Source organism: Sinomonas albida, from assembly GCF_004919045.1.
Classification (GTDB): Bacteria; Actinomycetota; Actinomycetes; order Actinomycetales; family Micrococcaceae; genus Sinomonas; species Sinomonas albida.
This window is the reverse complement of sequence record NZ_SWDW01000016.1, coordinates 12,596-36,322: the sequence shown is the minus strand read 5'-3', so window position 1 is coordinate 36,322 and position 23,727 is coordinate 12,596. Positions and strand designations below refer to the sequence as shown.

The window sequence follows — 23,727 nt, the reverse complement described above, 5'->3', positions numbered from 1 at the left end:
GCAGACCCGAGTCACTGTGCCGCAACCACGTGCCCTCGTCGCAGACTTGTCGGCGAGAAGGTGACTGCCATTCGCGAGAAGGTGACTTCTGGGGTGTATCTGTACCCGAGACGTCTCAGGAGGGGAGTTTCTGTACCCGAGACGTCTCAGGTGGGCAGTTTCTGTACCCGAGACGGGGGTGGGGGGCTAGGTTTGCAGCGACTCCCGCATGGTGCGCATGAGCGACGCGAAGCGCGGGTTGGCCGCGAGCCCGTCGAGCAGGACCGCCTTGCCGTCCGGCCCCGCGAGCGGGATGTGCCAGTTCGGGTACTCCTGACTCGTCCCCGGCTGATTCTGCGTGCGAGTCTCGCCGACCGCGTCCACGAGCGCGACGCCGAGCAAGGACGACGGCGTGAGCGCCGTGAACGCGTACAGCGCCTCGACGATGCGCTGCACCTCGTCGGCCGACCGTGCGCCGGGGTGCGGCCCCGGTCCGGACGCGGATCCGGCCATCGCCCCGTCGCTCGGCGGGAGGAGGCCGCGCTCGCGGACCCGCTCGAGCACGGACTCCTGCTCCGCGGCGTCGGCCGCCCGCTCCTCGTCGACCGGCCGCCGCAGGAGCCCGAGCGACTCCCGCAGCGTCACATGCTCGCCCGCGAGGTAGCCGGCCGTGGGCGGAAGATCGTGCGTGTTGACGCTCGTGAGGCACTGCGTTCGGTACCGCTCGGGCGCAAGGGGAGCGCCGTCGTCGTGCTCGAACCACAGGATCGAGGTGCCGAAGATGCCGCGCTCGGAAAGGTAGTCGCGCACCCACGGCTCGAAAACTCCGAGGTCTTCCCCGATGACGATCGCCCCCGCCCGCTGCGCCTCGAGCGCCAGGATCCCGATGAGCGCCTCGTGGTCGTAGTAGACGTAGGTGCCCTGGTCGGGCCCGGCACCCTCGGGGATCCACCACAGGCGGAACAGGCCCAGAATATGGTCGACGCGGATCCCGCCCGCGTGGCGCAGGATCGTGCGGAGCATGTCGCGGAACGCCGCGTACCCCGAGGCCTCGAGCCGCCCCGGATGCCACGGCGGCTGGCTCCAGTTCTGGCCCTGCTGGTTGAAGACGTCCGGCGGCGCGCCCACCGTGACGCCGCGGGCCAAGACCCCGGACAGCATCCACGAGTCCGCGCCGTGCGGCTCGACGCCGACCGCGAGATCGTGCACGATGCCGAGCCGCATCGCGGCCTGCGCGGCGGCGCGCTGCGCCGTCTCGAGCTGGTCGTCGCAGATCCACTGCAGCCAGCGGAAGAATTCGATCCGCTCCGCGAGCCGCGCTCGGTGCGCGGCCACGGCGGGCGCGCCGGGGCTGGCGAGTTCAGCCCACCCGGACGACGACGCCGGCATCTCCTCCCGCAGCGCGCACCACAGGGCGAAGTCGTCGAGCCCCGGCCCCAGCTCAGCGCAGAAGCGCCGGTATTGGGCCTCGCGCACGGGGCTCCGCGGCACCTCGAACACGAGCCCGAGCGCGCCGAGCTTCGCGTCGAAGCTCGTGTTCCGGTCCAGCAGGTCGGCGGCGTGGTTGGCGGGGTGCATGCCCTCGGCCAGCTCCTCGATCTCGGCGCGGGCCGCGGGCTCGAGGTAGCCGAATTCGACGATGTCCTCGACCCGGATGTAGAGCGGGTTGAAGAAGCGCCGCGACGTCGGAAGGTACGGAGAGTCCTCCACAGGCGGGGCCGGCTCGGCGGCGTGGAGCGGGTTCACGAGCACGAAGTCGGCACCCTCGGCCCCTGAGACCGCGGCGAGGTCTGCCAGGTCGGCGAAGTCGCCGATGCCCCAGGAGCGCGACGAGCGCACCGAATACAGCTGCGCCATGACGCCCCACCGCCGCCGGTCCACGAGCCGCTCTGTGTGGAGCCGCACCGGCGTCACGACAAGCGGGCACTCGGCCGTGCGGCCTTCGGTCTGCGCGTGCAGCGTGTGCCAGCCGAGCGGGAGGTCCTGGGGGAGGGCGAACGTCGCGCGGCCGGTCAAGACGCCGTCTACCTCGCGCGGCTGCTCCCAGTCCTCCTCCTGCGCCACTTCGTGGTGGCTGCCGTCCTCCGCCGTGATCCAGACCCGGACGTCCGAGCCATGGGGCACGTGCACCCGCACGTGGTAGTCCCAGCCCTCGCGCTGCACGACGACGGGCGGCAGGAAGCGCCGCCACGGGACCAGATCGTGCTCGGCGAGGGACGCCTCGACGGCCTCCGGGGTGTCGGTCGGGACGCCGAGCGCGGCGAGGACCTTGCGCAGCGTCGCGGGGGAGACGGCCCGCTCGGCGCCGTCCCACCCGTAGAACGAGGTCGCGACGCGGTGCCGTTCCGCAAGCTCGAAGAGGAGTTGGTCTACGTTTTCGTGCCGGGCGTGCTCGGTTCCGTCCACCATGGCCCCCACTGTATTGGGCTGTCGCGGGGTGGGAACAGTCACGCCGCGGCGGGTCACGGCAGCCCGAGGAGATCGCGCACCCGGGTGCGGGCAGGGCCCTTACGCCCGGGCCGCGCCCGCCGATAGAGGTGAGGGAAAGAAGACGCCCCGGCTCAGCACGACCAGAAACGGCCCCATGATCGTTGTCACCCGCCTCAATGGGTCCCGCTTCGCGGTCAACCCGGACCTCATCGAGCGCATTCAGGAGAACCCTGACACGACGCTCGTGATGGTGGAGGGCACCACGTACGTGGTGCGGGAGAGCCTCGCCGAAGTCATCGGGCTCATCGCGGACTACCGCGCGCTCGTCCTCGCGACCGCGCGCGGCCTCCCGGCCGTGGAGGGGCAGCGGCTCAGCCTCGTGCCCCGTCCGCCCGAGGACGGCGCCGACGACGAGCCAGACGGCGAGCCGGACGACGGCGGCGCACCCCACAGCGGCGCGGGCGACGGCGGCGCGGGCGACGGCGGCGCACGCGGCCCGGGCGCCGCGACACCCCTCAGGCCAGGACAGCGCTAGGAGCACGGACTATGGACCCCTCAGCAGTCGTCGGCCTGCTCCTCGCGTTCGGCTCGGTCGTCGCGATCGTGACGCTCGAAGGCTCGAACATCTCGGCCCTCCTGCTCCCGCCGCCCATGATCCTCGTGTTCGGCGCGACGCTCGCCGTGGGCCTCGCCGGGAACACGCTCAAGGACACGCTCCAGGCCTTCAAGGCAGTCCCCCAGGCCGTGGTGGGCAAGGCCCCGAAGCCGCAGGAGAGCATCGACAGGATCATCGGGCTCGCGGAGAAGGCCCGGACCGAGGGCCTCCTCTCGCTCGAATCGGAGGCAGGCGACGCGAAGGATCCCTTCCTCGCGCGCGCCCTCCAGAACGTCGCCGACGGCACGGATGCCGAGGAGCTCCGCGTCATGATGGAGGACGAGATCGGCACGAAGTCGCGGGCCGATCACGTCAACTCCAAGTTCTTCGCGGCGCTCGGCGGCTACGCCCCGACCGTCGGCATCATCGGCACGGTCGTGTCCCTCACGCACGTGCTCGAGAATCTCTCCGACCCCGGAAAGCTCGGCCCCATGATCGCGAGCGCGTTCGTGGCCACGCTGTGGGGCCTGCTCTCGGCCAACTTCATCTGGCTCCCGCTGTCCTCCCGCATCGCTCGGCTCTCGGAGCTTGAGATCGAGCGCATGACCCTCGTCATGGAGGGCATTCTCGCGGTGCAGGAGGGCGCGCAGCCCATGCTCCTCGCCGACCGCCTCCGCGCAATGGTCCCGGCCCACCACTTCAAGGGCCAGGGCAAGGCGGACGCGAAGGAGAACGTCAGGTCGGCAGCGTGAGGCAGCCATGATGAAGGGGACAGCGTGAGTCCGCGCCGCCGTCGCCCGCTCAAGAAGCCCGAGCCGTTCCACGTCGATGAGCGCTGGGCTGTCTCCTACATGGACATGATCACGGTCCTGTTCTGCCTCTTCGTGGTGCTGTTCGCGATGTCCGCCGTGGACCAGAACAAGTTCGAGAAGCTCCGGAACTCGCTCGCGACCGGCTTCGGGACCACGGTCACGGACAAGATCGACACGGCGACCGGCACGGTCGTGCCGGCGGACCAGGCCAACAAGGACGCGCAGGGCTTCTCGAACCTCGACCTCGCGCGCAAGGAGGCCGACCGGCTCTCCGCCCTCGAAGAGCAGATGAACAAGACGCTCACGGCCGAGGGCCTGAGCCAGGACGTCCAGTTCCAGATCGATCAGCGCGGCCTCACGGTCAAGCTCGTGGGCTCGCAGACGTTCTTCAACCCGGACAGCTCGGACCTGACCCAGACCGCGGACCGCGTGCTCGACGCCATCACCCCCGCGATTGTGCCGACCACCCTCGACGTCTCGATCGAGGGCCATGCGGCGAACCTCTCCACGGCCTATCCGTCGGTCTGGGAGCTCTCCTCGGAGCGGGCCACGAAGGTGCTCCGGTACATGGTCGAGCACGATCGGCTGCCGGGCCCGCGCGTCGGTGCCACGGGCTACGGGGCCTCGCGTCCGGCCAACGCCGACCAGACGGACGCCGAGCACGAGCAGAACCGCCGCGTGGACGTCGTCGTCCTCTCGGACCAGCCCGAGGCGGTCCGCGCGCTCATCCCCGAGGCACTCAAGGCGCGCGCGGCACAGCGCTAGAGCCGGGGAGGCGGACCTCTCGGTCCGGCCCGAGTAGGGCCGGTCCGATCCCGGGCGGACTCGAGTACAGGCAAGTGTGGTTTCTGAGTACGGCGCCTTGGGACAGTGGATGTACCGGGCACCTGAGATAGGTCATAGGGGAGCTGAGGAGGGCGCGGTCATGGTGGGCACGGATGATGTAGTGCATGTCTGGCACCGGGCGGGGAACCCGATGCCGGAGCAACGCCTCGGCCTGTACGCGAAGGCCCTCACCGCGGACCATCCGGTGGGCGCGTATCACGCCCTCGACGACGACCAGGAGGACCGCGCGATCCTGGCCCTGTACCGCGTCGACCGCCCCCGCGCGACGTTCGCGGACCTCCATCAGGCGCCGCCCCTGGCCCTCTCGAGCTACTACCAGATGCTCCACGACCTCGCGCGCGAAGGACTCGGCCCGCTCGAGCTTCGGTAGCGCACGGGAGTCCACGTGCCCGCGGCGGCCTTACGCACCTGCGGCCCCTGCCGATAGTGCGGGGCGTGACTGTGCAGGACCTCGGAGTGCCCGCCCCGAAGACCGTCGAGGCGTACGACTTCCGGCGTCCCACGACGCTCGCGCGCGAGCACAGCCGCATCCTCGAGGTCGGCTTCGAGACCTTCGCGCGCCAGTGGGGGACCCAGCTCACGGCCAAGGTCAGGGTCAAGTCCACGGTCGCGGCCGAATCGCTCGTCATGCAGTCCTACGACGACTACGTGGCCTCCCTGCCGTCCACCACCTCGATGGTCCTGTGCGTCATGGACGGGCAGAGCAATTCGGGGAAGATGGTCGTACAGTTCCCCACAGCGGCGGCCCTCGGCTGGGTGGCCCGCATGCTCGGCGGGCACGGCGACAAGTCCGGCCTCGAGCGCAAGTTCACCCCGCTTGAGTACGCGCTCATCAAGACGCTTGTCGACGAGGCGCTCGACGTCCTCTCGTACTCCCTGGGCGGCCTCCTGACGGGCACGGCGCACGTCGAGTCGATCCAGTACAACTCGCAGTTCGCGCAGGCGGCCGCCACGACGGACCTCATGATCGCGGTCGCGTTCTCGGTTCGCGTGGGCGATTCGGCCACCGGGGTGACCCTCGCGATCCCGGCCGATGCGCTCCTCCCGCAGCTCGGTGCCGTGAACCCGATGGCGAGCCATGCCAACGCGGCGGGGCTGGTCCGAGACCAGCTCGCGCACGTCCCGGTCGACGTCGCAGTGCGGCTTGCGCCCGCGGCCGTCACGCCGGCCCAGATCCTCAACCTCGCCGTGGGGGACACGATCCCGCTCCCGCATCCCGAGCACGAGCCGTTTCACGTCGCCGTCGGCGGCAAGGACCTCGCGCAGGCGATGGTCGTCCGCAAGGGCTCGCGCGTCGCGGCCCGCATCGTCGCTGTCGAAGGAAGAAGCCTTGACTGAGGAGAACCTCCCGTGAGCAACCTGGCCCTCCACGTCTCCGCCGCCGAGCGGCTCGCCGTGTCGCTCCCCGTTGCGGGGCTCGCCGTGACGGGCACCCTCGACGCGGGCGCGCTGCCGGTGGCCGGCGCGACCGTCGTCTCGGCCTCCTTCGTAGGAGCGCTCACGGCGGACTTCGCGCTCGCAATGGCCGACGCCGGCTTCGTCCCCGAAGCCGGCGGACGGACGACGGCGCGTCCCACCGACGTGCTGCGGCCAGCCTTCGAGAGCGCCGCCGAGGCGCTCCAGGGAGGGGTCCTCTCCGAGCTGGCCGAGGGCGATCCCGCGGCGGTCTTCGCGGATCCGGACGCCGCGATCTTCGAGATTTCCGACGGCGCCGCGCCGTTCGGCTGGTTCGCGGTCCGGATCAGCGAGGGCCTCGCGGGCGCGATGGACGCCGGCGACACCGCCGCGTTTGCGGGAAGGCTCGGCCGGATCCACGACGTCGAGATGGCCCTGACGGTCGAGATCGGCCGGACGCGCATGAGCGTCCGCGACGCGCTCGCGATGGAGCCCGGGAAGGTCATCGAGCTCGACCGCTCGGCCGGGGCGCCCGTGGACGTGCTGCTCAACGGGCGCAAGATCGCGCTCGGCGAGGTCGTCGTGGTGGACCAGGACTACGGCGTCAGGATCACCCGGATCCTCGACGTCGCCGAGGCGCCCCGCTGAATGGACCAGCTCATCCTGGGCCTGCGGGTCCTCGTCTCCCTTGCCGCCGTGCTCGGGCTCATGTGGGTGCTGGCCCGGCGACTGCGCCGCGGGACGGCCTCGCCGAAGGCCAAGGCGCTTTCCGTCGTGTCGCGCCAGACCGTGGGACCCAAGGCCACGGTGGTCCTCGTGGACACGGATGGCCGGCGCTTCCTGCTCGGCGTGACCGAGCACGGAATCAGCGTCCTGCACAGTGGCGAGGCCCCGGCCGTGGAAGCCCTCGTGTCTGAGCCGGTTGGCGGCGCCGACCGCGAGGCTGCTTCCGTCCGTGCGGCTGCTCCCGTCCCCGAGGCTGCTCCGGCCCCCGAGGCGGCTCCCGGCCTCGAGGCGGCTCCGGACCCCGAGATGGTGCCCGAAGCGGTGCCGATCTCGCGCCGCGCGGCGCGCCACGCCGTCGACCCCTCCGCGTTCGACCGGGAGCTGCAGCGGCAGCTCGCCACCGGTCCCGAGTCGCAGCCCCTCGCGGGCTCGATCCTCGACCTCGACACGTGGCGGCAAGCCGCGGGCGCGCTCCGGGCCGGTCGCCGGCCGTGATGCGCGGGGGTCTCGCGCTCACGGCAGGCCGGATCGCCGTCGTCGTCCTCCTCGCGCTGGTGACGGTCTATGCGGTGCTGCTCGTCACGTCGGCCGCGGTGCACGCCGCCCCGGTAGGCCCGGTCCAGCCGAGCGCGCCCGCGACTCCGACGCCCGCGCCGTCGTCCGGCACCCTCAGCCTGCAGATCAACGCACCGGACAACGGCCCGTCCTCGGCGGTCGTGACGCTCATCGGGATCACGCTGCTCTCCGTCGCGCCCGCGTTGCTGCTCATGATGAGCTCGTTCACCAAGATCTTCGTGGTCCTCGCGATGACGCGGAACGCGCTCTCGCTCCAGTCCGTGCCGCCGAACCAGGTCCTCGCTGGCCTCGCACTCTTCCTCTCGCTGTTCATCATGTGGCCCGTGGTGAGCGACATCAACACGGGTGCCGTCCAGCCGTATCTGAGCGGTCACCTCGACTTTGCGGGCGCCTTCAACGCCGCCGCCGGGCCGCTCTCGAAGTTCATGGCCGCGCACACGCGGCAGGAGGACATCGCGCTCATGACGCGGGCCGCGGGGCTCCCCAACCCCGCGACGCCCGCCGACACACCGCTCCAGACCCTCATCCCGGCGTTCATGATCTCGGAGCTCCGCGCGGCCTTCATCATCGGGTTCGTCGTCTTCATCCCGTTCCTCATCATCGACCTCGTGGTCTCCGCCGCGCTCATGTCGATGGGCATGATGATGCTCCCGCCGGTCATGATCTCGCTCCCGTTCAAGATCCTGCTGTTCATCCTCGTGGACGGCTGGGACCTCATCATCACGGCGCTCATCCAGAGCTATCGGGGCGGCTGAGCGTGAACACGTCCGCCGTCCTCGACATCTGCCTCCAGGCCCTCATCGCCGCGGCAAAGCTCTCCGCGCCCGTGCTCATCACGAGCCTCGTGGTGGGTCTCGCGATCTCGCTCGTCCAGTCCATCACGCAGCTCCAGGAGGCCACCCTCTCCTTCGTGCCGAAGGCAGTTGCCGTCGCGATCGCGCTCGTGGTGTGCGGGCACTGGATGATCTCCGAGATGGTGAGCTTCACGAACGACCTGTTCGCCCGCATCCCCGGCCTCCTGAACGGTTCGTGAGCGCGTGGACACCCCGGTCATGAACATCCCCATCGACCAGGCGTACGTCGAGGCCGTGATCCTCGCGGCCGTGCGCATGACCGCGTTCCTGTTCGTCGCGCCCCCGTTCGCCGACAACGCGTTCCCCGCGCGCATCAAGGCCATGCTCGGCGTGGGGCTCGGCCTCGCCGTCGCGTCGATCGCGGGCCGGGGCTACACGCCGCGGGACACTGCGGGGTTCCTGACCGGGCTCGTGCTCGAGGCCGTGACGGGGCTCGCGCTCGGCTTCCTCGTGTACCTCGTGTTCGCGGCCATCCAGTCGGCTGGCTCGCTCATCGACCTGTCGAGCGGCTTCCAGATGGCTCAGGGATACGACCCGCAGAGCATGGTCAACGGCGCCCAGTTCACGCGGCTCCTGCAGATGGCGGCGCTCGCCCTCCTCTTTTCCTCCGACGGGTACCAGCTCGTCATCGCGGGCCTGACGGGCACGTTCAAGGCGCTCCCGCTGGCCGGGGGCCTCGACCTCTCGCGGCCCGTCGAGGCCATGACCTCCGCCGTCACCGGGATGTTCGTCTCCGCGGTCCAGATCGCCGGGCCACTCATGGTCGTGCTGTTCCTCGCGGACCTCGGGCTCGGCCTCCTGACCCGCGTCGCGCCCGCGCTCAACGCGTTCCAGATGGGCTTCCCGCTCAAGGTGCTCCTCACCGTGACCCTCGCAAGCGTCATGTTCCTGGCCCTCCCGCGCGTCGTGTCCTCGCTCGCGCAGCAGGCCGCGACCTCGCTCCTGGGGGGTGGGGTGAATGGCTGAGACGGGGGAGCGGACCGAGCAGGCCACCGACAAGCGCCTGCGCGAGGTCCGGTCCAAGGGCCAGCTCTCGCGCTCGCAAGACCTCACCGCGTGGCTCGCGGTCGGCGCGGCCGCGCTCATGCTGCCGTTCACGGTCTCGCGTGCCGCGGCGGCGGGGAGCGCGCAGCTCTTCGCCGTGACGTCGATCGTCTCCAACCCCGATCCCGGAAAGGCCGTCCAGGCGCTGTCCGACGGGCTCGGCTCGCTCGCGGGGACGCTCGGTCCGCTCGCGGCCGTCGTGTTCGGGGCGGTGCTCGCGGGCTCGGCGGTCCAGGGCGGCGTGCACTTCAAGCGCTTCGCCCCCTCGTTCGAGCATTTCAACCCGATCGCCGGCATCAAGCGCATGTTCGGCGTCCAGGCGCTGTGGGGCGGGGTGAAGGCGCTCGCGAAGACCGCCGTCGTCGGCCTCGTGCTGTGGAGCGTCGTCCAAGGGCTCGTCCCGGTCCTCCTGTCCGCGGGCGGTCTCCCGCTCTCCGGCGTGCTCGCCGCGGCGGGCGACGGCGCGGCCTCCCTCATCCGGTTCGCCGTCGCCGCGGGGCTCCTGCTCGCGCTCGCGGACGTCTTCGTCGTGGTCCGCCGGAACCGGACCAAGACCCGCATGACCAAGCGCGAGGTCAAAGAGGAGACGAAGACGAGCGAGGGCGATCCCCTCCTCCGCTCCCAGCGCCGCTCGCGCCAGCTCGCGATGTCCCGCAACCGCATGATTGCCGCGGTGGCGGGGGCCGACGTCGTCCTCGTGAACCCAACGCACGTGGCCGTGGCGCTCAAGTACGAGCCCGGGAAGTCCGCGCCGCGCATCGTCGCGAAGGGTGCCGGGACCATCGCCGCGCGGCTGCGCGAGGAGGCCGAGCGGGAGCGCGTGCCCATGGTGCGCGACGTCCCGCTGGCCCGCGCGCTGCACGCCGCGTGCGAGATCGGGGACGAGATCCCGGTCGACTTCTACACGGCCGTGGCGGGCGTGCTCGCGTTCGTCATGGCGCTCAAGGCACGCGGCGCCGCCGCCGGGGTGCACACCGTGCCCCCGCGGCCGGTTCGGTCCGGCCCCGCGCTGCACGCGAGCTCCACCCGCCCCGCCGGCTCCACCGGCTCCGCCGACTCCACTCGCCCGGCCGGCCCCACCGGCCCCACCCGCTCACCCAGCCCGCAAGGAGGGCGCACCCCGTGAACCGAAACCTCGCCCGCCTGGCCGTCCCGATCGGCATCGTGGGCATCGTGCTCCTGCTCGTCGTGCCGGTGCCCGCGCCGCTCCTCGACATGCTGATCGTGTGCAACATCCTGCTCGCGCTCGTGATCCTCCTGACGAGCATGTTCGTCAAGCGGCCGCTCGACTTCTCCGTCTTCCCGTCGCTGCTCCTCGTCGCGACGCTCTTCCGGCTGGGCCTGAACGTCGCCTCGACGCGGCTCGTCCTCGGGCAGGGCTACGCGGGGCAGGTCATCGACGCGTTCGGCAAGGTCACGGTGGGCGGCTCGCTCATCATCGGCGCCGTGGTGTTCGTCATCCTCGTGGTGATCCAGTTCGTCGTCGTGACGAAGGGCGCCGAGCGCGTGGCCGAGGTCGGCGCGCGCTTCACGCTCGACGCGATGCCCGGCAAGCAGATGGCCATTGACGCCGACCTCAACGCGGGCCTGATCACGGACGTCGTCGCGCGGCAGCGGCGCGCCGAGGTCTCCGCGGAGGCCGACTTCTACGGCGCGATGGACGGCGCGTCGAAGTTCGTCAAGGGCGACGCGATCGCGGGCATCGTGATCATCATCGTCAACATCGTGGGCGGCCTCGGGGTGGGGATGGCCCAGCGTGGGCTGTCGATCACCGACGCCCTCAACACGTACAGCCTCCTCACCATGGGCGACGGCCTCGTCTCCCAGATCCCCGCCCTCCTCATGGCCGTCTCGACCGGCATGATTGTGACACGCTCGAACGCGGAGGCGGACCTCGGCCAGGCCGCGTCGACCCAGCTCTCCCAGTCGCGCAACGCGTTGCTCATCGCGGGGATCGCGGCGGGTGTCATGGCGCTCATCCCCGGGATGCCGCCACTGCCGTTCCTCGGCGTCGGCGGTGCTCTCATCTTCGCCTCGCGCCGGATCAAGCCAATGGCCGACGGCGGTGCTGCCGCCGGCGCGCCCGGCGCGCCCGGCACGGCGGGCGACGGCGCGGGTGCGGCGGGCGAGCAGGACCCGAACCAGCGGCTCATGGAGGAGATGCGCGTCCACCCCCTCGAGATCCTGCTCGCGCCCGATCTCGTGGACCTCGTGGGCGGCTCCGCGGACGATCTGCTCGCGCGTGTGAAGTCGCTGCGGCACAAGATCGCGATGGACCTCGGCGTCGTCATCCCGCCGGTCCGCACGCGGGACTCGGTCGAGCTCCCGCCGGCCACGTACGCCATCCGGATCGCCGGGGTCGAGGCCGGGCGCGGCACGGCGCCCTCGGGGAAGCTCCTCGCACTCGGGGACTTCCTCGACGCCTTGCCGGGCGCCGCCGTCGTCGAACCCGTCTTCGGTCTCGCGGGGAAGTGGGTGCCCGCGGAGATGCGGCACAGCGCCGAGATGACGGGTGCCACCGTGATCGACCGCGTGAGCGTGCTCGTCACGCACCTCTCCTCGATCGTCAGTGCGAACGCGTCCCGCCTCCTCTCGCGCGAGGACGTCCGCGTGCTCACCGAGGGGGTCAAGGCCGGGAGCCCGGCTGCCGTCGAGGAGCTCACGCCCGGGCTGCTCTCGCTCGCGGAGATCCATCGCGTGCTCCAGGGGCTGCTCGCGGAGCAGGTCCCGATCAACGACCTCACCCGAATCTACGAGTCGCTCACGCTCCGGGCGAAGGCCTCGACCGAGCCGGAGGGCCTCGTCGAGGCGGCGCGGCTCGCGCTCGGGCCCGCGCTCGTGGGGCGGTTCATGGACGGCGACCGGCTGAGCGTCATCACGATCGAGCCGGGACTTGAGCAGTCGCTCGTGCAGGAGCTGCGGCCGGCGGAGAGCGGCACGCAGCTCGTGATGGACCAGGCGAAGCTCGACGCGATCATGACCTCGCTGAGCTCCGCCGTCGCCGCCGCCGAGTCCGCGGGGAAGAGCGCCGTGCTCGTGTGCGCGCCGGTGCTGCGGCCCGCAGTCCGTAAACTGGTTCCGCTTCCGCCGGGCGGCGTGCCCGTGCTCTCCTATGCGGAAGTCACGTCGACGAACGTGAACATCGAGACGATCGGGGTGGTGCGCCTTGGCGCAGCAGTTCCTGCTTAGGGGCACGACGCTCGAGGACGCGAGCCGCCAGGCGTCCGAACTCTATGGTCCGGCGGCGCGCATCGTGCGCGCCGAGCGCGTGCTCGACGGCGGCCTGGGCGGATTCCTGGGGCGGCGGCACGTCGAGGTCACCGTGCACATCCCGGACGACGGCGACCCAGCCGTGGTCGCCGTCGAGCCTGCGGGGCCGCACGTGCTCACCGGGCGAGCCGGGATCGCGGCGCTGCTCGACGACGCCGATCGGGCCGAGGACGAGTTCCTTGCCGACGCGTCCCCGTTGGCGTCGCCCTACGGCGCGACGTCGTGGCCGGCACCCGGAGGTTCGCTCGGGGGGCTGGCTGACGCGGGGCCGGCCGGGGCGGCGTGGGGTGATGCCGACCCAGACGCCGACCCCGTCGCGGGTTCGGGCGCGCGTTGGGCTGCCGCAGCGCCGGCCGCTGCGAGCTCTCCCGCCGTGGGGCCGGCTGTCGCCGATTCGACCGCCGCGGGCTCGACCCGCCCGGGACAGGCGGCCGTCTCGACTCAGGCCATGGGCTTCGACGAGCTGCTCGAGCGGCTGCGGAGCGAGGTGGTCGTCGAGACGCGGGTCCCGGACGTGCTGTCCGCGCCGGGCGACCTAGTCCTCGTCGCGGGGCTCGGCGACACGGCGTTCGACGTGGCGCGGGACATGGCGCGCGACGGCTCCCGCTGGGAGCTGTGGAGCGCAAGCACCGACGGCGCCGCGGCCGACTCCTCGACCTCGCCCTCCGCAGGCGCCGAGTCCTTGCGGCGGGCTCACGCTGGCACGGCGCTCGGGGCCGCTCGTGCGGGGGATTCGGGGCCTGATGGTCTGCGTCCGGGGGACGAGCGTCTCGACGGCCTTCGCCTCGGACGACGGCGGCTGGGCGGCGCGCCGCTGGGCAACCGCCGGGACGCCGAGGCCGCGCGCGCTCGGGGCGTCGAGACCGAGACCGCCGCGGTGGTGTCATGCTCGCTCGGCTCGGCGGTGGACGGTCTGCCACTCGTCGGCCTCGCTCGGGAGCTCGGCGCCGACCAGGTGTGGCTCGTGGTCGACGCCCGTCACAAGGCGGATGAAACGGCCGACTGGGTGGCCGCCGCCTGCGCCCAGCTGCCCGTCGACGCCCTCGCGGTGGTCGGCGCGCGCGAAACCCGCTCCGCCAGCAGCATCAACAGCCTCGGAATCCCCGTAGGCTGGGTCGACGGATCACCAGCACCACGGACGGTGCTCTGAGCAGGCGCCGCGCCTGCCGTGCCAGGGAAGGAAGCCATGCTCGTACTCACGCGCAAGCCGGGCGAGAAGATCATGATCGGCGACGAGATCGTCATCACGTTCCTCGAGAGCCGCGGCAGCGAGGGGATCCGGATCGGCATCGACGCGCCGCGCCACCTCGCAATCAAGCGGGAAGAGATCTTCGAGGCCGTCGCCGGGGCCAACCTGGAGGCGGCCCAGGCCGCGGCCGGGGACATCCTGAAGGGCCTCCCGGGCCAAGCTCACCAGCTTTAGGCTTCAATCCACGGCGGGTTGCTCCGAATCACCGGTGAGTCCCGCCGTCGTCGGCCTTGAAGACGGTGAACCTCCCGCGCAGGTTCCGTGGACTGGGGGGCGGCCCGCAGTGACCTGCCCGGCCGTTAGACGCCGCCCCCCTCGGCGCCCCGATCCCCGCCGGCAATTACTCAACCTGTCAATGCGCACGACACGCCGCGCAAATGGACATGTACAACCCTGCTTCACCGTAGAAATAGACATGTCCAACGAGTGAGGTGGGTCCTGCGTGACCTGCGGTTTCTCTCCGGACTCCCGGTAAGCAGGTCACAGCAGAGGTGCATGTGGAAATCGAAGAACGCAACCGTCTCGTGGTGGACAACCTTCCACTCGTCGGTTACCTCGTCTCCGACCTGTGCGCTCGCGCCACGCACCTCTCTCGCGAGGACATGGCCTCGGCCGGATCGCTCGGCCTCGTGCTCGCCGCCGAGTCCTTCGATCCGTCCGCCGGCGTGCCGTTCGGAGCCTTTGCACGCCGCCGGATCACGGGCGCGCTCATGGACGAACTCCGCTCCCTCGACTGGGCCGGCCGCGGCACGCGCAAGCGCATCAAGGCCGTCCAGGCCATGTCCGAGACCCTCGCGAACGGCCTGGGCCGCGCGCCAAGCCACGACGAGCTCGCCACCGCCCTCGGCCTCGGGCGGCAGGAGGTCGCCGCCGCGCTGGCGGACGGTGCGAGGACGGTCGGGCCCCTCGACGAGACGGTCACGGACTCGCTCGTCGCCGAGTCCATCGCGCCGGAGGAGGCCACGCTCGCCGTCGAGCAGACGCGGTACGTTCAGGCGGCGGTCGGCTCCCTGCCCGAGCGCCTGCGGCAGATCGTGACCGCGATCTACCTCGAGGGCCGCTCCGTCAAGGAGGTCGCGGAGGAGCTCGGACTCACGTCGTCTGCCATCTCCCAGCAGCGCAGCGAGGCCATCCGGCTCCTGCGCGAGGGGCTCACGCTGCACTATGCCGACGCCGCCCAGACCGCAGCCTCGGGCCCCGTCGAGGTCAAGCAGTCGGCCCGCCGCACCGCCTACCTCGAGACCTTCGCCGACGCCGTGCGCGGCATCAAGCGCGGCCCGGCGCTCGCAGGCCCCCACAACAGCCCAATGGCCGCCACAGCCGCATCCTGACCTGCGAAAGCTCCGCCGCGCCGCCAGACCAACCTCGCCCGAACCGGTGTGACCCGCAATACACTTCACCCGTAGGACTCAATGTTGAGGGGGAGGCCCGGTGGACGTCGGCATCGCGCGGGAGCGGCTCGCGGGAGAGAGGCGCGTCGCGGCGACGCCGGAATCGGTGCGGCAGCTCGTAGGGCTCGGCCTGGGCGTGCGGGTCGAGGCCGGCGCGGGGGCCGGGGCAGGACACTCCGACGCGGAGTACGAGGCGGCCGGAGCCCACATCGTCCAGGCCCTCGACTACGCCGCCCTCGACGTCCTCGCGCACGTCCGCCCGCTCGACCCCGCCGAGGCGGCGCGCCTCAAGCCCGGCGCCGTCACCGTGGGGCTCGCGTCGCCGTCGACCGAGCTGCCCACCGTCCGCGCGCTCGCAGACGCGCACGTCGGGGCATTCGCACTCGAGCTCGTGCCGCGCATCTCGCGCGCCCAGTCGATGGACGCCCTCACGTCCCAGGCCCTCGTGGCGGGCTACCGCTGCGTGCTCGAGGCCGCGATCCGCTTCCCGCGCTTCTTCCCGCTGTACATGACGGCGGCCGGCACGGTCCCGCCGGCGCGAGTGCTCGTGCTCGGCGCGGGCGTGGCGGGCCTGCAGGCCATCGGGACGGCGAAGCGGCTCGGCGCGCGCGTCTCCGCCAACGACATCCGCCCTGCCTCCGCGGACGAGGTCGCCTCGATGGGCGGCACCTTCATCCGGCTCGACGTGGATTCGCCGGAGGCAACGGCGGCCTCCGGCGGCTACGCGCGCGAGCTCACCGCCGACCGCGGCGCCCTCCAGCGCGAGCTCCTCGCCCCGCACGTCGCCGAGGCGGACGTCCTCATCACGACGGCCGCTGTGCCCGGCCGCCGCGCGCCGCTGCTCGTCACGCGGGACATGGTCGCGGCGATGCGGCCGGGCTCGGTGGTCGTGGACATGGCCGCGGAGCAGGGCGGGAACGTCGAGGGCTCGGTCGCGGGCCAGGACGTCGCCGTTCCGGCGGCGGGCGGCGGGGGCGAGGTCACGGTCGTTGGCCTCAAAGACGCGGCGTCCGCCATGGCCTCGGACGCGTCCCGCCTGTACGCGAAGAACGTCGCGAACTTCATCGCGCTCATGGTCTCCGACGGCGAAGTGGCGCCGGACTTCACCGACGAGGTCGTCGCCGGGGCGTGCCTGACGTACGACGGCGAAGTGCGGCACGAGCCGACGGCGCAGGCTCTCGCGGCGCTCACCGCGGCGACGGCAGGCCCCGAGGGGCTGGGCGGCCCGGGCGGATCAGCGTCGCGGGCCGACGACGAGATCGAGGGAGGTGCGGGCTGATGGGCGGAATCGAGCTGCTGACCATCACGGTGCTGGCCGTGTTCGTGGGCTTCGAGGTGGTCTCCAAGGTCGCGAGCATCCTGCACACGCCGCTCATGTCCGGGGCGAACGCCATCCACGGGATCATCCTCGTGGGGGCGATCACGGTGGCCGGCCAAGCGACCGACGGATGGGTCCTCGCAGTGGGGCTCCTCGCCGTCGTCCTCGCTACCGCCAACCTCATCGGCGGGTTCGTGGTGACGGACCGCATGCTCGAGATGTTCCGCGGCCGGAACGTCTCGGGGAAAGGCGGCAAGGACGCCGCGGCCCCGGAGAAGGGCGGCGCGAAGTGACGATCCTCGACCCCACGTGGACCGCGCTCCTCTACCTTGTCGCGGCCGTCTGCTTCATCCTCGCGCTCAAGGGCCTCAGCTCGCCCAAGCACGCCCGGCGCGGGAACCTCGTCGGGGCCCTCGGTGCGCTCGTGGCCCTCGTGACCGTGTTCGCGTCGAGCCGGCTCGAGAATATCCCGTGGATCCTCGGGGCGATTGTCGTCGGCGCCGCCATCGCGGCCCCGGTGGCCCGGCGGGTCAAGATGACGCAGATGCCCCAGCTCGTCGCGATGTTCAACGGCGTGGGCGGCGGCGCGGCGGCGCTCGTCGCCCTCCTCGAGCTCCCGAACGCCAGTGACGGCTGGCTGCGGCTCGCGATCGCGTTCACCCTGCTGGTCGGCGCCGTCTCCTTCGCGGGGTCCGCGATCACGTTCGCGAAGCTCCAGGAGCTCATGACCACCCGCCCCGTCGTGTTCCCGGGGCTGCCCGTCGTCATGGGCGTCGTGCTCGTCGCGGCGGTGGGCGCGGGCGCCGCCGTCGTCATGAGCGGCTCGGCGGGGATCGCCGTCGTCCTTCTCGGGGTCGGGCTCGTGGCCGGCGTGCTGCTCGTCCTCCCGGTGGGCGGGGCGGACGTGCCGATCGTGATCTCGCTGCTCAACGCGTTCACGGGCCTCGCGGTCGCGGCGTCTGGCCTCGTGCTCGGGAACGTGCTGCTCGTGGTCGCGGGCACGCTGGTCGGCGCCTCCGGCACGATCCTGACCCGGCTCATGGCCGCCGCGATGGGCCGCAGCGTGGCCGGCATCATGTTCGGTGCGTTCCGGGGAGGCTCGACGGCGGGGTCCACCACGGTGAGCGAGCGGCCCGTGCGCTCGTCGAGCGCGGAGGACGTCGCCGTGCTGCTCGGCTACGCTCAGCGGGTCATCATCGTGCCGGGGTACGGGCTCGCCGTCGCGCAGGGCCAGCACACGGCGGCCGAGCTCGCGCAGGCCCTCGAGGCCCGCGGCGTGGCTGTCGAGTTCGCGATCCATCCCGTGGCCGGCCGCATGCCCGGGCACATGAACGTGCTGCTCGCCGAGGCAAACGTCCCGTACGAATCGCTCAAGGAGATGAGCGAGGTCAACGGGGACTTCAAGCAGGCCGACGTGGCGCTCGTGGTGGGGGCCAACGACGTCGTGAATCCCGCCGCGAAAACCACGCCCGGCTCGCCGATCTACGGAATGCCCATCCTCGAGGCCGGCGATGCGCGGCAGGTGGTGTTCCTCAAGCGGTCCATGCGGCCCGGGTTCGCGGGGATCGAGAACGAACTCCTGTACGAGCCGCAGACCACGCTCCTGTTCGGCGACGCGAAGGACTCGCTCGCCAAGGTGCTGACGGCGGTCAAGGGGCTGTAACCCCTCGGACCCCAGCCGCCCTCCAGGCGTCTCGGGTACAGATACTCGCGCGCTAAGGCGTTTCGGGTACAGAAACTCGCGCGCTGAGGCGTTTCGGGTACAGATACTCGCGCGCTGAGGCGTTTCGGGTACAGATACTCGCGCTCTGAGGCGTTTCGGGTACAGATACTCGCGCGCTGAGGCGTTTCGGGTACAGATACTCGCGCTCAGGCGACGGCGGCCTGGGCCGACGCCGCGCGCTGTCCGGCGGGCCGGAATCCACGGATCACGAGGAACAGGGCCAGGCTGAGCTCCCAGGCGAACACCGGGATCGCGGCGAGGGCGGCCACCGGTGAGGCCTGCGGCATGGCGCCGAACATCTGGGCCACGCCAGAAGCGAAGACGAGCGGTCCACCCACGAGCCCGAGGACGGGAATGAAGCGCTGCACCAGGCCGGATCGAAGCAAGACGGCCGCAAGCACCACGGTGTTGACCCCGCACACGAAGCTCGGGCCGATCAGGAACGTCCAGTTGTGGAGGGACGCGAGGGTCTGGACAAGCGTTTCGTTGCCTGCCGTGCCGTGCGCCTGCACGAGGCTCACCGCCGCCACGAGCGGCGTGACGCCGACCGCGATGATCGCCGCTTCGAGTGTGCGCAGCCCGGCGTAGCCCAGGGCCATTCCCTCGTTGATCCGCTTGATGATCGGGTACCACGCGACGCTCGTGCCGACAATCGCGAGGCTGAGGACCACCTCGAGGAAGCCGCCGAACAGCGCCCGGCCCGCCGCGCCAGGGCTAGCGAGGTAGTCGGCGTACGTGGTGCTCGTGAGCACGGGGCCGTAGAGAGCAAGGCCCGCGACCGACGTGACGTGGGTGATGAGGTAGAGCGCGCCGATCACGATCGCGCTGCGTCGCGTGGGGGCCATGGCGAATCCCGTTCCTTCTGACTGACAGGTGTACGGCGTACACCTCTGACATCCGAAGCTAGGTGTACGCAGTACACTTGTCAAGAACTAGTCGGGCTGGAGGGCGAACATGGCCAAGGATGGCGAGCGCCGGGACCCCCTGAACCGCGCGCGCGTGCTTCGCGCCGCCGTCGCGCTCGCGGACGAATCGGGCCTCGAGGCGATCAGCATGCGCAAGCTGGCCCAGGCCCTCGGCGTCGTGCCGATGGCGCTCTACAAGCACGTGGCCAACAAGGACGAGCTCCTCGACGGCATGGTCGACGCCGTTGTGAGCGAGGTCGAACCGCCCCAGGAGGGGCTGGACTGGAAGGCGGCCGTGCGCCGTCGGACGCTCTCTGCGCGCGCCGTCATGCTCCGGCATCCGTGGGCCCGGCGCATCATGGAGGCCCAGGCGGCGCCGACCCACGTGATCCTCGCCTACACGGACTCGATGATCCGCACGTTTCTCGCGGGCGGGCTCTCCGCGGATCTCGTGCATCACGTCATGCATGCGCTCGGCAGTCGCATCTTCGGCTTCACCCAAGAGCTCCACGAGACCGCGCCGACCGCGCCATCGGACCTCAGCCCGGAGCAGGTGCAGTACATGATGGCCACGTTCCCCGGGATCGTGGCCGTCGCGACGGCCCGCCCGCACGATCCCACCAGCGTGGTCGGCTCCGGGTGCGACGACCAGTTCGAGTTCGAATTCGGGATCGACCTCATGCTCGACGGCGTCGAGCGCCTTCACCGCAACGACTGGCGCTCGGCCGATCACGACCGCGAGGCCGCCTCCGTCCTTTAGGCTCCGTGCTCTAGGCGCGCCGTCCCGACCCTGTTTTGAGCTCGCCGGAGACGGACGACGGCGGAACTTCCGCGTGATTCCACGGCTCGCCGAGGCGGTGCTCGCCAAAAGAGGGTCGGGAAGGGGCACGTTGCTCGGGGGCCGATGCCAGCGCGACCGGGAACCACATCGTTGCAACCCGCCCGCAACTCACTCGCTCCTACGCTCAAGGCAACGCCGGCACCACCGGCCCCGACGGGTCCCAGAGACCACGGGTCCCAGAGACCACCGGAACCAGAGACAAAGGAGTCGCCATGACCGTCTACGCGCAGCCGGGCACCGAGGGCAGCAAGGTCACCTTCAAGGACCGCTACGAGAACTTCATCGGCGGCGAGTGGGTGGCCCCGGTCGCCGGCGAGTACTTCGAGAACGTCACTCCGGTCACCGGAAAGGTGTTCTGCGAGGTCGCCCGCTCGCAGGCCGCGGACATCGAGCTCGCCCTCGACGCCGCGCACAAGTCCGCCCCCGGCTGGGGCCGCACGAGCGTGGCCGAGCGCGCGCTCATCCTGCACCGCATTGCGGACCGCATCGAGGAGAACCTCGAAATGCTCGCCGTCGCCGAGACCTGGGACAACGGCAAGCCGATCCGCGAGACCCTCGCCGCGGACCTGCCGCTCGCCGTCGACCATTTCCGCTACTACGCCGGCGCGATCCGCGCCCAGGAGGGCTCGCTTTCTCAAATCGACGAGACGACGACGGCGTATCACTTCCACGAGCCGCTCGGCGTAGTCGGCCAGATCATCCCGTGGAACTTCCCGCTCCTCATGGCCACGTGGAAGCTGGCCCCCGCGCTCGCGGCGGGCAACGCCGTCGTCCTTAAGCCAGCCGAGCAGACCCCGGCGAGCATCCTCGTCCTCGCCGAGCTGATCCAGGACCTGCTCCCCGCCGGCGTGCTCAACATCGTCAACGGCTTCGGCGTCGAGGCGGGCAAGCCGCTCGCGTCGAGCCCGCGCATCCGCAAGATCGCGTTCACGGGCGAGACCACCACGGGCCGGCTCATCATGCAGTACGCCTCGCAGAACCTCATTCCGGTCACGCTCGAGCTCGGCGGCAAGAGCCCGAACCTGTTCTTCAACGACATCGCCGACGCCGACGACGCCTTCTACGACAAGGCCCAGGAGGGCTTCACGCTCTTCGCGCTCAACCAGGGCGAGGTCTGCACGTGCCCGTCGCGCGCCCTCGTCCAAGAGGGCATCTACGCGAAGTTCCTCGGGGACGTCGTCGAGCGGACCAGGAAGATCAAGCAGGGCAACCCGCTCGACACCGAGACGATGATCGGCGCCCAGGCCTCGAACGACCAGCTCGAGAAGATCCTCTCCTACATCGAGATCGGCAAGGCCGAGGGCGCGAAGGTCCTCACGGGCGGCAAGCGCGCCGAGCTCCCCGGCGACCTCGCGGGCGGCTACTACGTCGAGCCGACCATCTTCGAAGGCAGCAACACCATGCGCATCTTCCAGGAGGAGATCTTCGGGCCGGTCGTCTCGGTGGCGAAGTTCGCCGACTACGAGGAGGCGCTCGAGATCGCCAACGACACCCTTTACGGCCTCGGCGCCGGAGTCTGGAGCCGCAACGGCAACGTCGCCTACCGCGCGGGGCGCGAGATCCAGGCCGGGCGCGTGTGGGTGAACAACTACCACGCGTACCCCGCGCACGCGGCGTTCGGTGGCTACAAGTCCTCCGGCATCGGCCGCGAGACTCACCTCATGATGCTCGAGCACTATCAGCAGACCAAGAACCTCCTGGTCAGCTACAGCGAGAACAAGCTGGGCTTCTTCTAGACTCGGCCACCCGAAGGCGGACGACGGCGGGTGCGCGCCGCCGTCGTCGGCCTCGCCTTGGGCTCCACTTGCGAAGGAGGATCCGATGTCTGATGTTCTCGACGCGCGGCCCGTGCGCCCGGGGGAGGACTTCTCCCGGGTCGCGCTGACCGAGCCCGCGCTCGCGCTCCTCGACGCGCTCTGGGAGCGTCACGGGCCGCTCATGTTCCACCAGTCCGGCGGCTGCTGCGACGGCTCCGCGCCCATGTGCTACCCGGCGGGGGAGTTCCTCACGGGCGACGCCGACGAGCAGCTTGGCGTCTTCGACCTCCCTGGGCGCGGCGAACTGGGGTTCTGGATGTCGAAGGAGCAGTTCGCGTATTGGTCGCACACGCACCTGACGGTCGACGTGGTGACGGGCCGCGGCAGCGGCTTCTCGCTCGAGGCGCCGGAGGGGAAGCGCTTCCTGATCCGGAGCGAGATCCTGGACATCCCGTAGGGGGCCAGGGACCCCGCAACGAACCGGACGGGACCCCGCAACGAACCGGACGGGACCCCGCAACACTGGCAAGCGTTGCGGGGTCCCGTCCCTCGGTTTGCGGGGTCTCTGGCGGAGGTTTGTGGGGTCCCGTCCCTCGCGTTGCGGGGTCTGGTTGCCTCCTCGATCCCTACTTCGAGCCGCGCACCCTGTTGCCGAGCTCATGGATCGGCGTGCGGAACGTCTCGCGTGCCCAGATGGCGCCGATGAGCGCGAGGACCGAGGACCCCGCCACGATCCAGGCCGCCGGCCCCCAGTTCGACGGCACGCTGCCCACGAGCGCGGTGCCGAGCAGCGGCGTGAAGCCTGCACACAGGATGCCGATCTGGAGGCCGATCGCCATGCCCGAGTAACGGACGCGGACGTTGAACAGCTCAGCGAACCACGCCGGGTAGATCGCATTCGACATCGCGTACGTGCCGGCCGTGATGAGCGTGCTCGTGAGGAAGACGAGCGGAACGTTCTTCGTCGAGATGGATGAGAAGTAGATGAAGATCAGCGCGGCCGAGCCGATGATGCCGCTGATGAAGAGCGGCTTGCGGCCGAAGCGGTCCGCGAGCATGGCGGCGAGCGGCTGAGTCGCGATCGCGACGACGTTGCCCACGACGCTCACCCACAGCATCGTCGACGCCGGGATGCCCACCGACACGGCGTACGCGAGGCCGAACGACTGCATGAAGGTGTTCGTCACCGTTTGGAAGGACATGAGCGCCACCTGGAGGAACTGCGGCGTGTGGGTCTTGAACATGTCCGCGACCGGCAGCTTCACGAGGTCGTGCTGCTCGGCCTTCTCCTCGAAGATCTCGGGCTCTTCGAGCGAGCGGCGCACGAGGTACGCGACGACGAGCACCACGATCGAGCTCCAGAACGGGATGCGCCAGCCCCACGCGAGGCGGTCGGCCTCGCCCATCGCGGCCACCGGGAGGAACACGAGCGAGGCGAGCACGATGCCGGTCGAGATGCCGCTCATCGAGAAGGACGGGAAGAACGCGCGGCGGCCCACGGGCGATTCCTCCATGGTGAGCGCGGACGCGCCGGCCGTCTCCGCCCCGGCTGACAGGCCCTGCATGAGGCGCAGCACCACGAGCAGGACCGGAGCGAGGTAGCCAGCCGCGTGGAAGTCGGGGAGCGCGCCGATGAGGAACGTCGCGCCGCCCATGAGGACGAGGGTGAGCACGAGCGTGTTCTTGCGTCCGATGCGGTCACCGAGGTGGCCGAAGAAGACGGCGCCGAACGGCCGGGCGACATAGGCCACCCCGAACGTCGCGAACGAGGAGATGAGGGCGATCGTCGGGTTGCCCGAGGGGAAGAAGATCTTCGAGAACACGAGCGACGCCGCTGTCGCGTAGACGAAGAAGTCGTAGTACTCGAGCGCGCCGCCAAGGAAGGCCGCGAGGGCGGCCTTCTTGGCGCGACGCAGGCGCCGCGCCTGCTCCTCGGGCGTTTTGACGTCGGGATCGACAATGCCGCTGAACTCGGCCATGAGCTCTCGCCTTTCGTGCGAACGGGGTGTGACAGAT

General features: G+C 70.8%; 24 protein-coding genes. 21 read left to right on the top strand and 3 right to left on the bottom strand.

Features of this window, described 5'->3' with window-relative positions:
- Positions 1 to 186: 186 nt before the first annotated feature.
- Complete coding sequence (gene malQ, locus E6A26_RS15045; protein ID WP_136612020.1) at positions 187 to 2,388, bottom strand: 4-alpha-glucanotransferase; 2,202 nt, start codon at positions 2,386 to 2,388, stop codon at positions 187 to 189.
- Positions 2,389 to 2,563: 175 nt separating this feature from the next.
- Here malQ and E6A26_RS15040 point away from each other — a divergent pair, with 175 nt between their 5' ends.
- The 18 genes from E6A26_RS15040 to E6A26_RS14955 all read left to right on the top strand — a co-directional run bounded on the left by E6A26_RS15040 (position 2,564) and on the right by E6A26_RS14955 (position 18,148).
- Positions 2,564 to 2,944, top strand: coding sequence for a flagellar FlbD family protein (locus tag E6A26_RS15040; protein ID WP_136612019.1), 381 nt, complete (start codon positions 2,564 to 2,566; stop codon positions 2,942 to 2,944).
- 11 nt (positions 2,945 to 2,955) lie between these two features.
- Positions 2,956 to 3,756: a motility protein A gene (locus E6A26_RS15035; protein ID WP_136612018.1), complete on the top strand. Its 801-nt coding sequence runs from the start codon at positions 2,956 to 2,958 to the stop codon at positions 3,754 to 3,756.
- 24 nt (positions 3,757 to 3,780) lie between these two features.
- Positions 3,781 to 4,581 (top strand): OmpA/MotB family protein, encoded by an 801-nt coding sequence (locus E6A26_RS15030; protein ID WP_136612017.1) that lies wholly within the window; start codon positions 3,781 to 3,783, stop codon positions 4,579 to 4,581.
- Positions 4,582 to 4,792: 211 nt separating this feature from the next.
- Positions 4,793 to 5,032, top strand: coding sequence for a hypothetical protein (locus E6A26_RS15025; protein ID WP_136612016.1), 240 nt, complete (start codon positions 4,793 to 4,795; stop codon positions 5,030 to 5,032).
- Positions 5,033 to 5,097: 65 nt separating this feature from the next.
- Positions 5,098 to 6,000 carry a flagellar motor switch protein FliM gene (locus E6A26_RS15020; RefSeq protein WP_234865550.1) on the top strand — a complete coding sequence of 301 codons (903 nt, stop codon included), beginning with the start codon at positions 5,098 to 5,100 and terminating at the stop codon, positions 5,998 to 6,000.
- A gap of 12 nt (positions 6,001 to 6,012) precedes the next feature.
- Positions 6,013 to 6,705 (top strand): flagellar motor switch protein FliN, encoded by a 693-nt coding sequence (fliN, locus tag E6A26_RS15015; RefSeq protein ID WP_168928756.1) that lies wholly within the window; start codon positions 6,013 to 6,015, stop codon positions 6,703 to 6,705.
- Positions 6,706 to 7,278 carry a flagellar biosynthetic protein FliO gene (gene fliO, locus E6A26_RS15010; RefSeq protein WP_136612015.1) on the top strand — a complete coding sequence of 191 codons (573 nt, stop codon included), beginning with the start codon at positions 6,706 to 6,708 and terminating at the stop codon, positions 7,276 to 7,278.
- Complete coding sequence (fliP, locus tag E6A26_RS15005; RefSeq protein WP_136612014.1) at positions 7,278 to 8,114, top strand: flagellar type III secretion system pore protein FliP; 837 nt, start codon at positions 7,278 to 7,280, stop codon at positions 8,112 to 8,114. Before fliO ends, fliP begins: the two co-directional genes overlap by 1 nt.
- A 2-nt stretch (positions 8,115 to 8,116) precedes the next feature.
- Positions 8,117 to 8,392: a flagellar biosynthesis protein FliQ gene (gene fliQ / locus E6A26_RS15000; protein WP_136612013.1), complete on the top strand. Its 276-nt coding sequence runs from the start codon at positions 8,117 to 8,119 to the stop codon at positions 8,390 to 8,392.
- A 19-nt stretch (positions 8,393 to 8,411) separates the two neighbouring features.
- Positions 8,412 to 9,179 carry a flagellar biosynthetic protein FliR gene (locus tag E6A26_RS14995; protein WP_136612012.1) on the top strand — a complete coding sequence of 256 codons (768 nt, stop codon included), beginning with the start codon at positions 8,412 to 8,414 and terminating at the stop codon, positions 9,177 to 9,179.
- A complete protein-coding gene (locus tag E6A26_RS14990) occupies positions 9,172 to 10,383 on the top strand; it encodes an EscU/YscU/HrcU family type III secretion system export apparatus switch protein (RefSeq protein WP_136612011.1) in 1,212 nt (403 codons plus the stop codon). Before E6A26_RS14995 ends, E6A26_RS14990 begins: the two co-directional genes overlap by 8 nt.
- Positions 10,380 to 12,446, top strand: coding sequence for a flagellar biosynthesis protein FlhA (locus tag E6A26_RS14985; RefSeq protein WP_136612010.1), 2,067 nt, complete (start codon positions 10,380 to 10,382; stop codon positions 12,444 to 12,446). Before E6A26_RS14990 ends, E6A26_RS14985 begins: the two co-directional genes overlap by 4 nt.
- A complete protein-coding gene (locus tag E6A26_RS14980; RefSeq protein WP_136612009.1) occupies positions 12,424 to 13,677 on the top strand; it encodes a hypothetical protein in 1,254 nt (417 codons plus the stop codon). Before E6A26_RS14985 ends, E6A26_RS14980 begins: the two co-directional genes overlap by 23 nt.
- A 36-nt stretch (positions 13,678 to 13,713) precedes the next feature.
- Positions 13,714 to 13,950 carry a carbon storage regulator gene (locus E6A26_RS14975; protein ID WP_136612008.1) on the top strand — a complete coding sequence of 79 codons (237 nt, stop codon included), beginning with the start codon at positions 13,714 to 13,716 and terminating at the stop codon, positions 13,948 to 13,950.
- Between the two features lie 323 nt (positions 13,951 to 14,273).
- A complete protein-coding gene (locus tag E6A26_RS14970; RefSeq protein ID WP_136612007.1) occupies positions 14,274 to 15,107 on the top strand; it encodes a sigma-70 family RNA polymerase sigma factor in 834 nt (277 codons plus the stop codon).
- Between the two features lie 100 nt (positions 15,108 to 15,207).
- Positions 15,208 to 16,446: a Re/Si-specific NAD(P)(+) transhydrogenase subunit alpha gene (locus tag E6A26_RS14965; protein ID WP_136612006.1), complete on the top strand. Its 1,239-nt coding sequence runs from the start codon at positions 15,208 to 15,210 to the stop codon at positions 16,444 to 16,446.
- Positions 16,446 to 16,778 carry an NAD(P) transhydrogenase subunit alpha gene (locus tag E6A26_RS14960; protein ID WP_136612005.1) on the top strand — a complete coding sequence of 111 codons (333 nt, stop codon included), beginning with the start codon at positions 16,446 to 16,448 and terminating at the stop codon, positions 16,776 to 16,778. Before E6A26_RS14965 ends, E6A26_RS14960 begins: the two co-directional genes overlap by 1 nt.
- Positions 16,775 to 18,148, top strand: a complete 1,374-nt coding sequence (locus E6A26_RS14955; protein WP_136612004.1) for an NAD(P)(+) transhydrogenase (Re/Si-specific) subunit beta — start codon at positions 16,775 to 16,777, stop codon at positions 18,146 to 18,148. The genes E6A26_RS14960 and E6A26_RS14955 overlap by 4 nt, the downstream gene beginning before the upstream one ends.
- Before the next feature lie 206 nt (positions 18,149 to 18,354).
- Here E6A26_RS14955 and E6A26_RS14950 read toward each other — a convergent pair whose 3' ends face one another.
- Positions 18,355 to 19,053 (bottom strand): DUF4386 domain-containing protein, encoded by a 699-nt coding sequence (locus E6A26_RS14950; protein ID WP_136612003.1) that lies wholly within the window; start codon positions 19,051 to 19,053, stop codon positions 18,355 to 18,357.
- A 109-nt stretch (positions 19,054 to 19,162) separates the two neighbouring features.
- Here E6A26_RS14950 and E6A26_RS14945 point away from each other — a divergent pair, with 109 nt between their 5' ends.
- The 3 genes from E6A26_RS14945 to E6A26_RS14935 all read left to right on the top strand — a co-directional run bounded on the left by E6A26_RS14945 (position 19,163) and on the right by E6A26_RS14935 (position 22,168).
- Positions 19,163 to 19,873 (top strand): TetR/AcrR family transcriptional regulator, encoded by a 711-nt coding sequence (locus tag E6A26_RS14945; RefSeq protein ID WP_136612002.1) that lies wholly within the window; start codon positions 19,163 to 19,165, stop codon positions 19,871 to 19,873.
- A gap of 293 nt (positions 19,874 to 20,166) precedes the next feature.
- On the top strand, positions 20,167 to 21,690 hold the full coding sequence (gene adh, locus E6A26_RS14940) for an aldehyde dehydrogenase (RefSeq protein ID WP_136612001.1): 1,524 nt from the start codon (positions 20,167 to 20,169) through the stop codon (positions 21,688 to 21,690).
- A gap of 85 nt (positions 21,691 to 21,775) precedes the next feature.
- Entirely contained in the window at positions 21,776 to 22,168 is a 393-nt protein-coding gene (locus tag E6A26_RS14935; RefSeq protein ID WP_136612000.1) for a DUF779 domain-containing protein, read from the top strand.
- 169 nt (positions 22,169 to 22,337) lie between these two features.
- On the opposite strand, the gene E6A26_RS14930 is transcribed toward E6A26_RS14935, so the two are convergent.
- Entirely contained in the window at positions 22,338 to 23,690 is a 1,353-nt protein-coding gene (locus E6A26_RS14930) for an MFS transporter (RefSeq protein ID WP_136611999.1), read from the bottom strand.
- Positions 23,691 to 23,727: the final 37 nt, after the last annotated feature.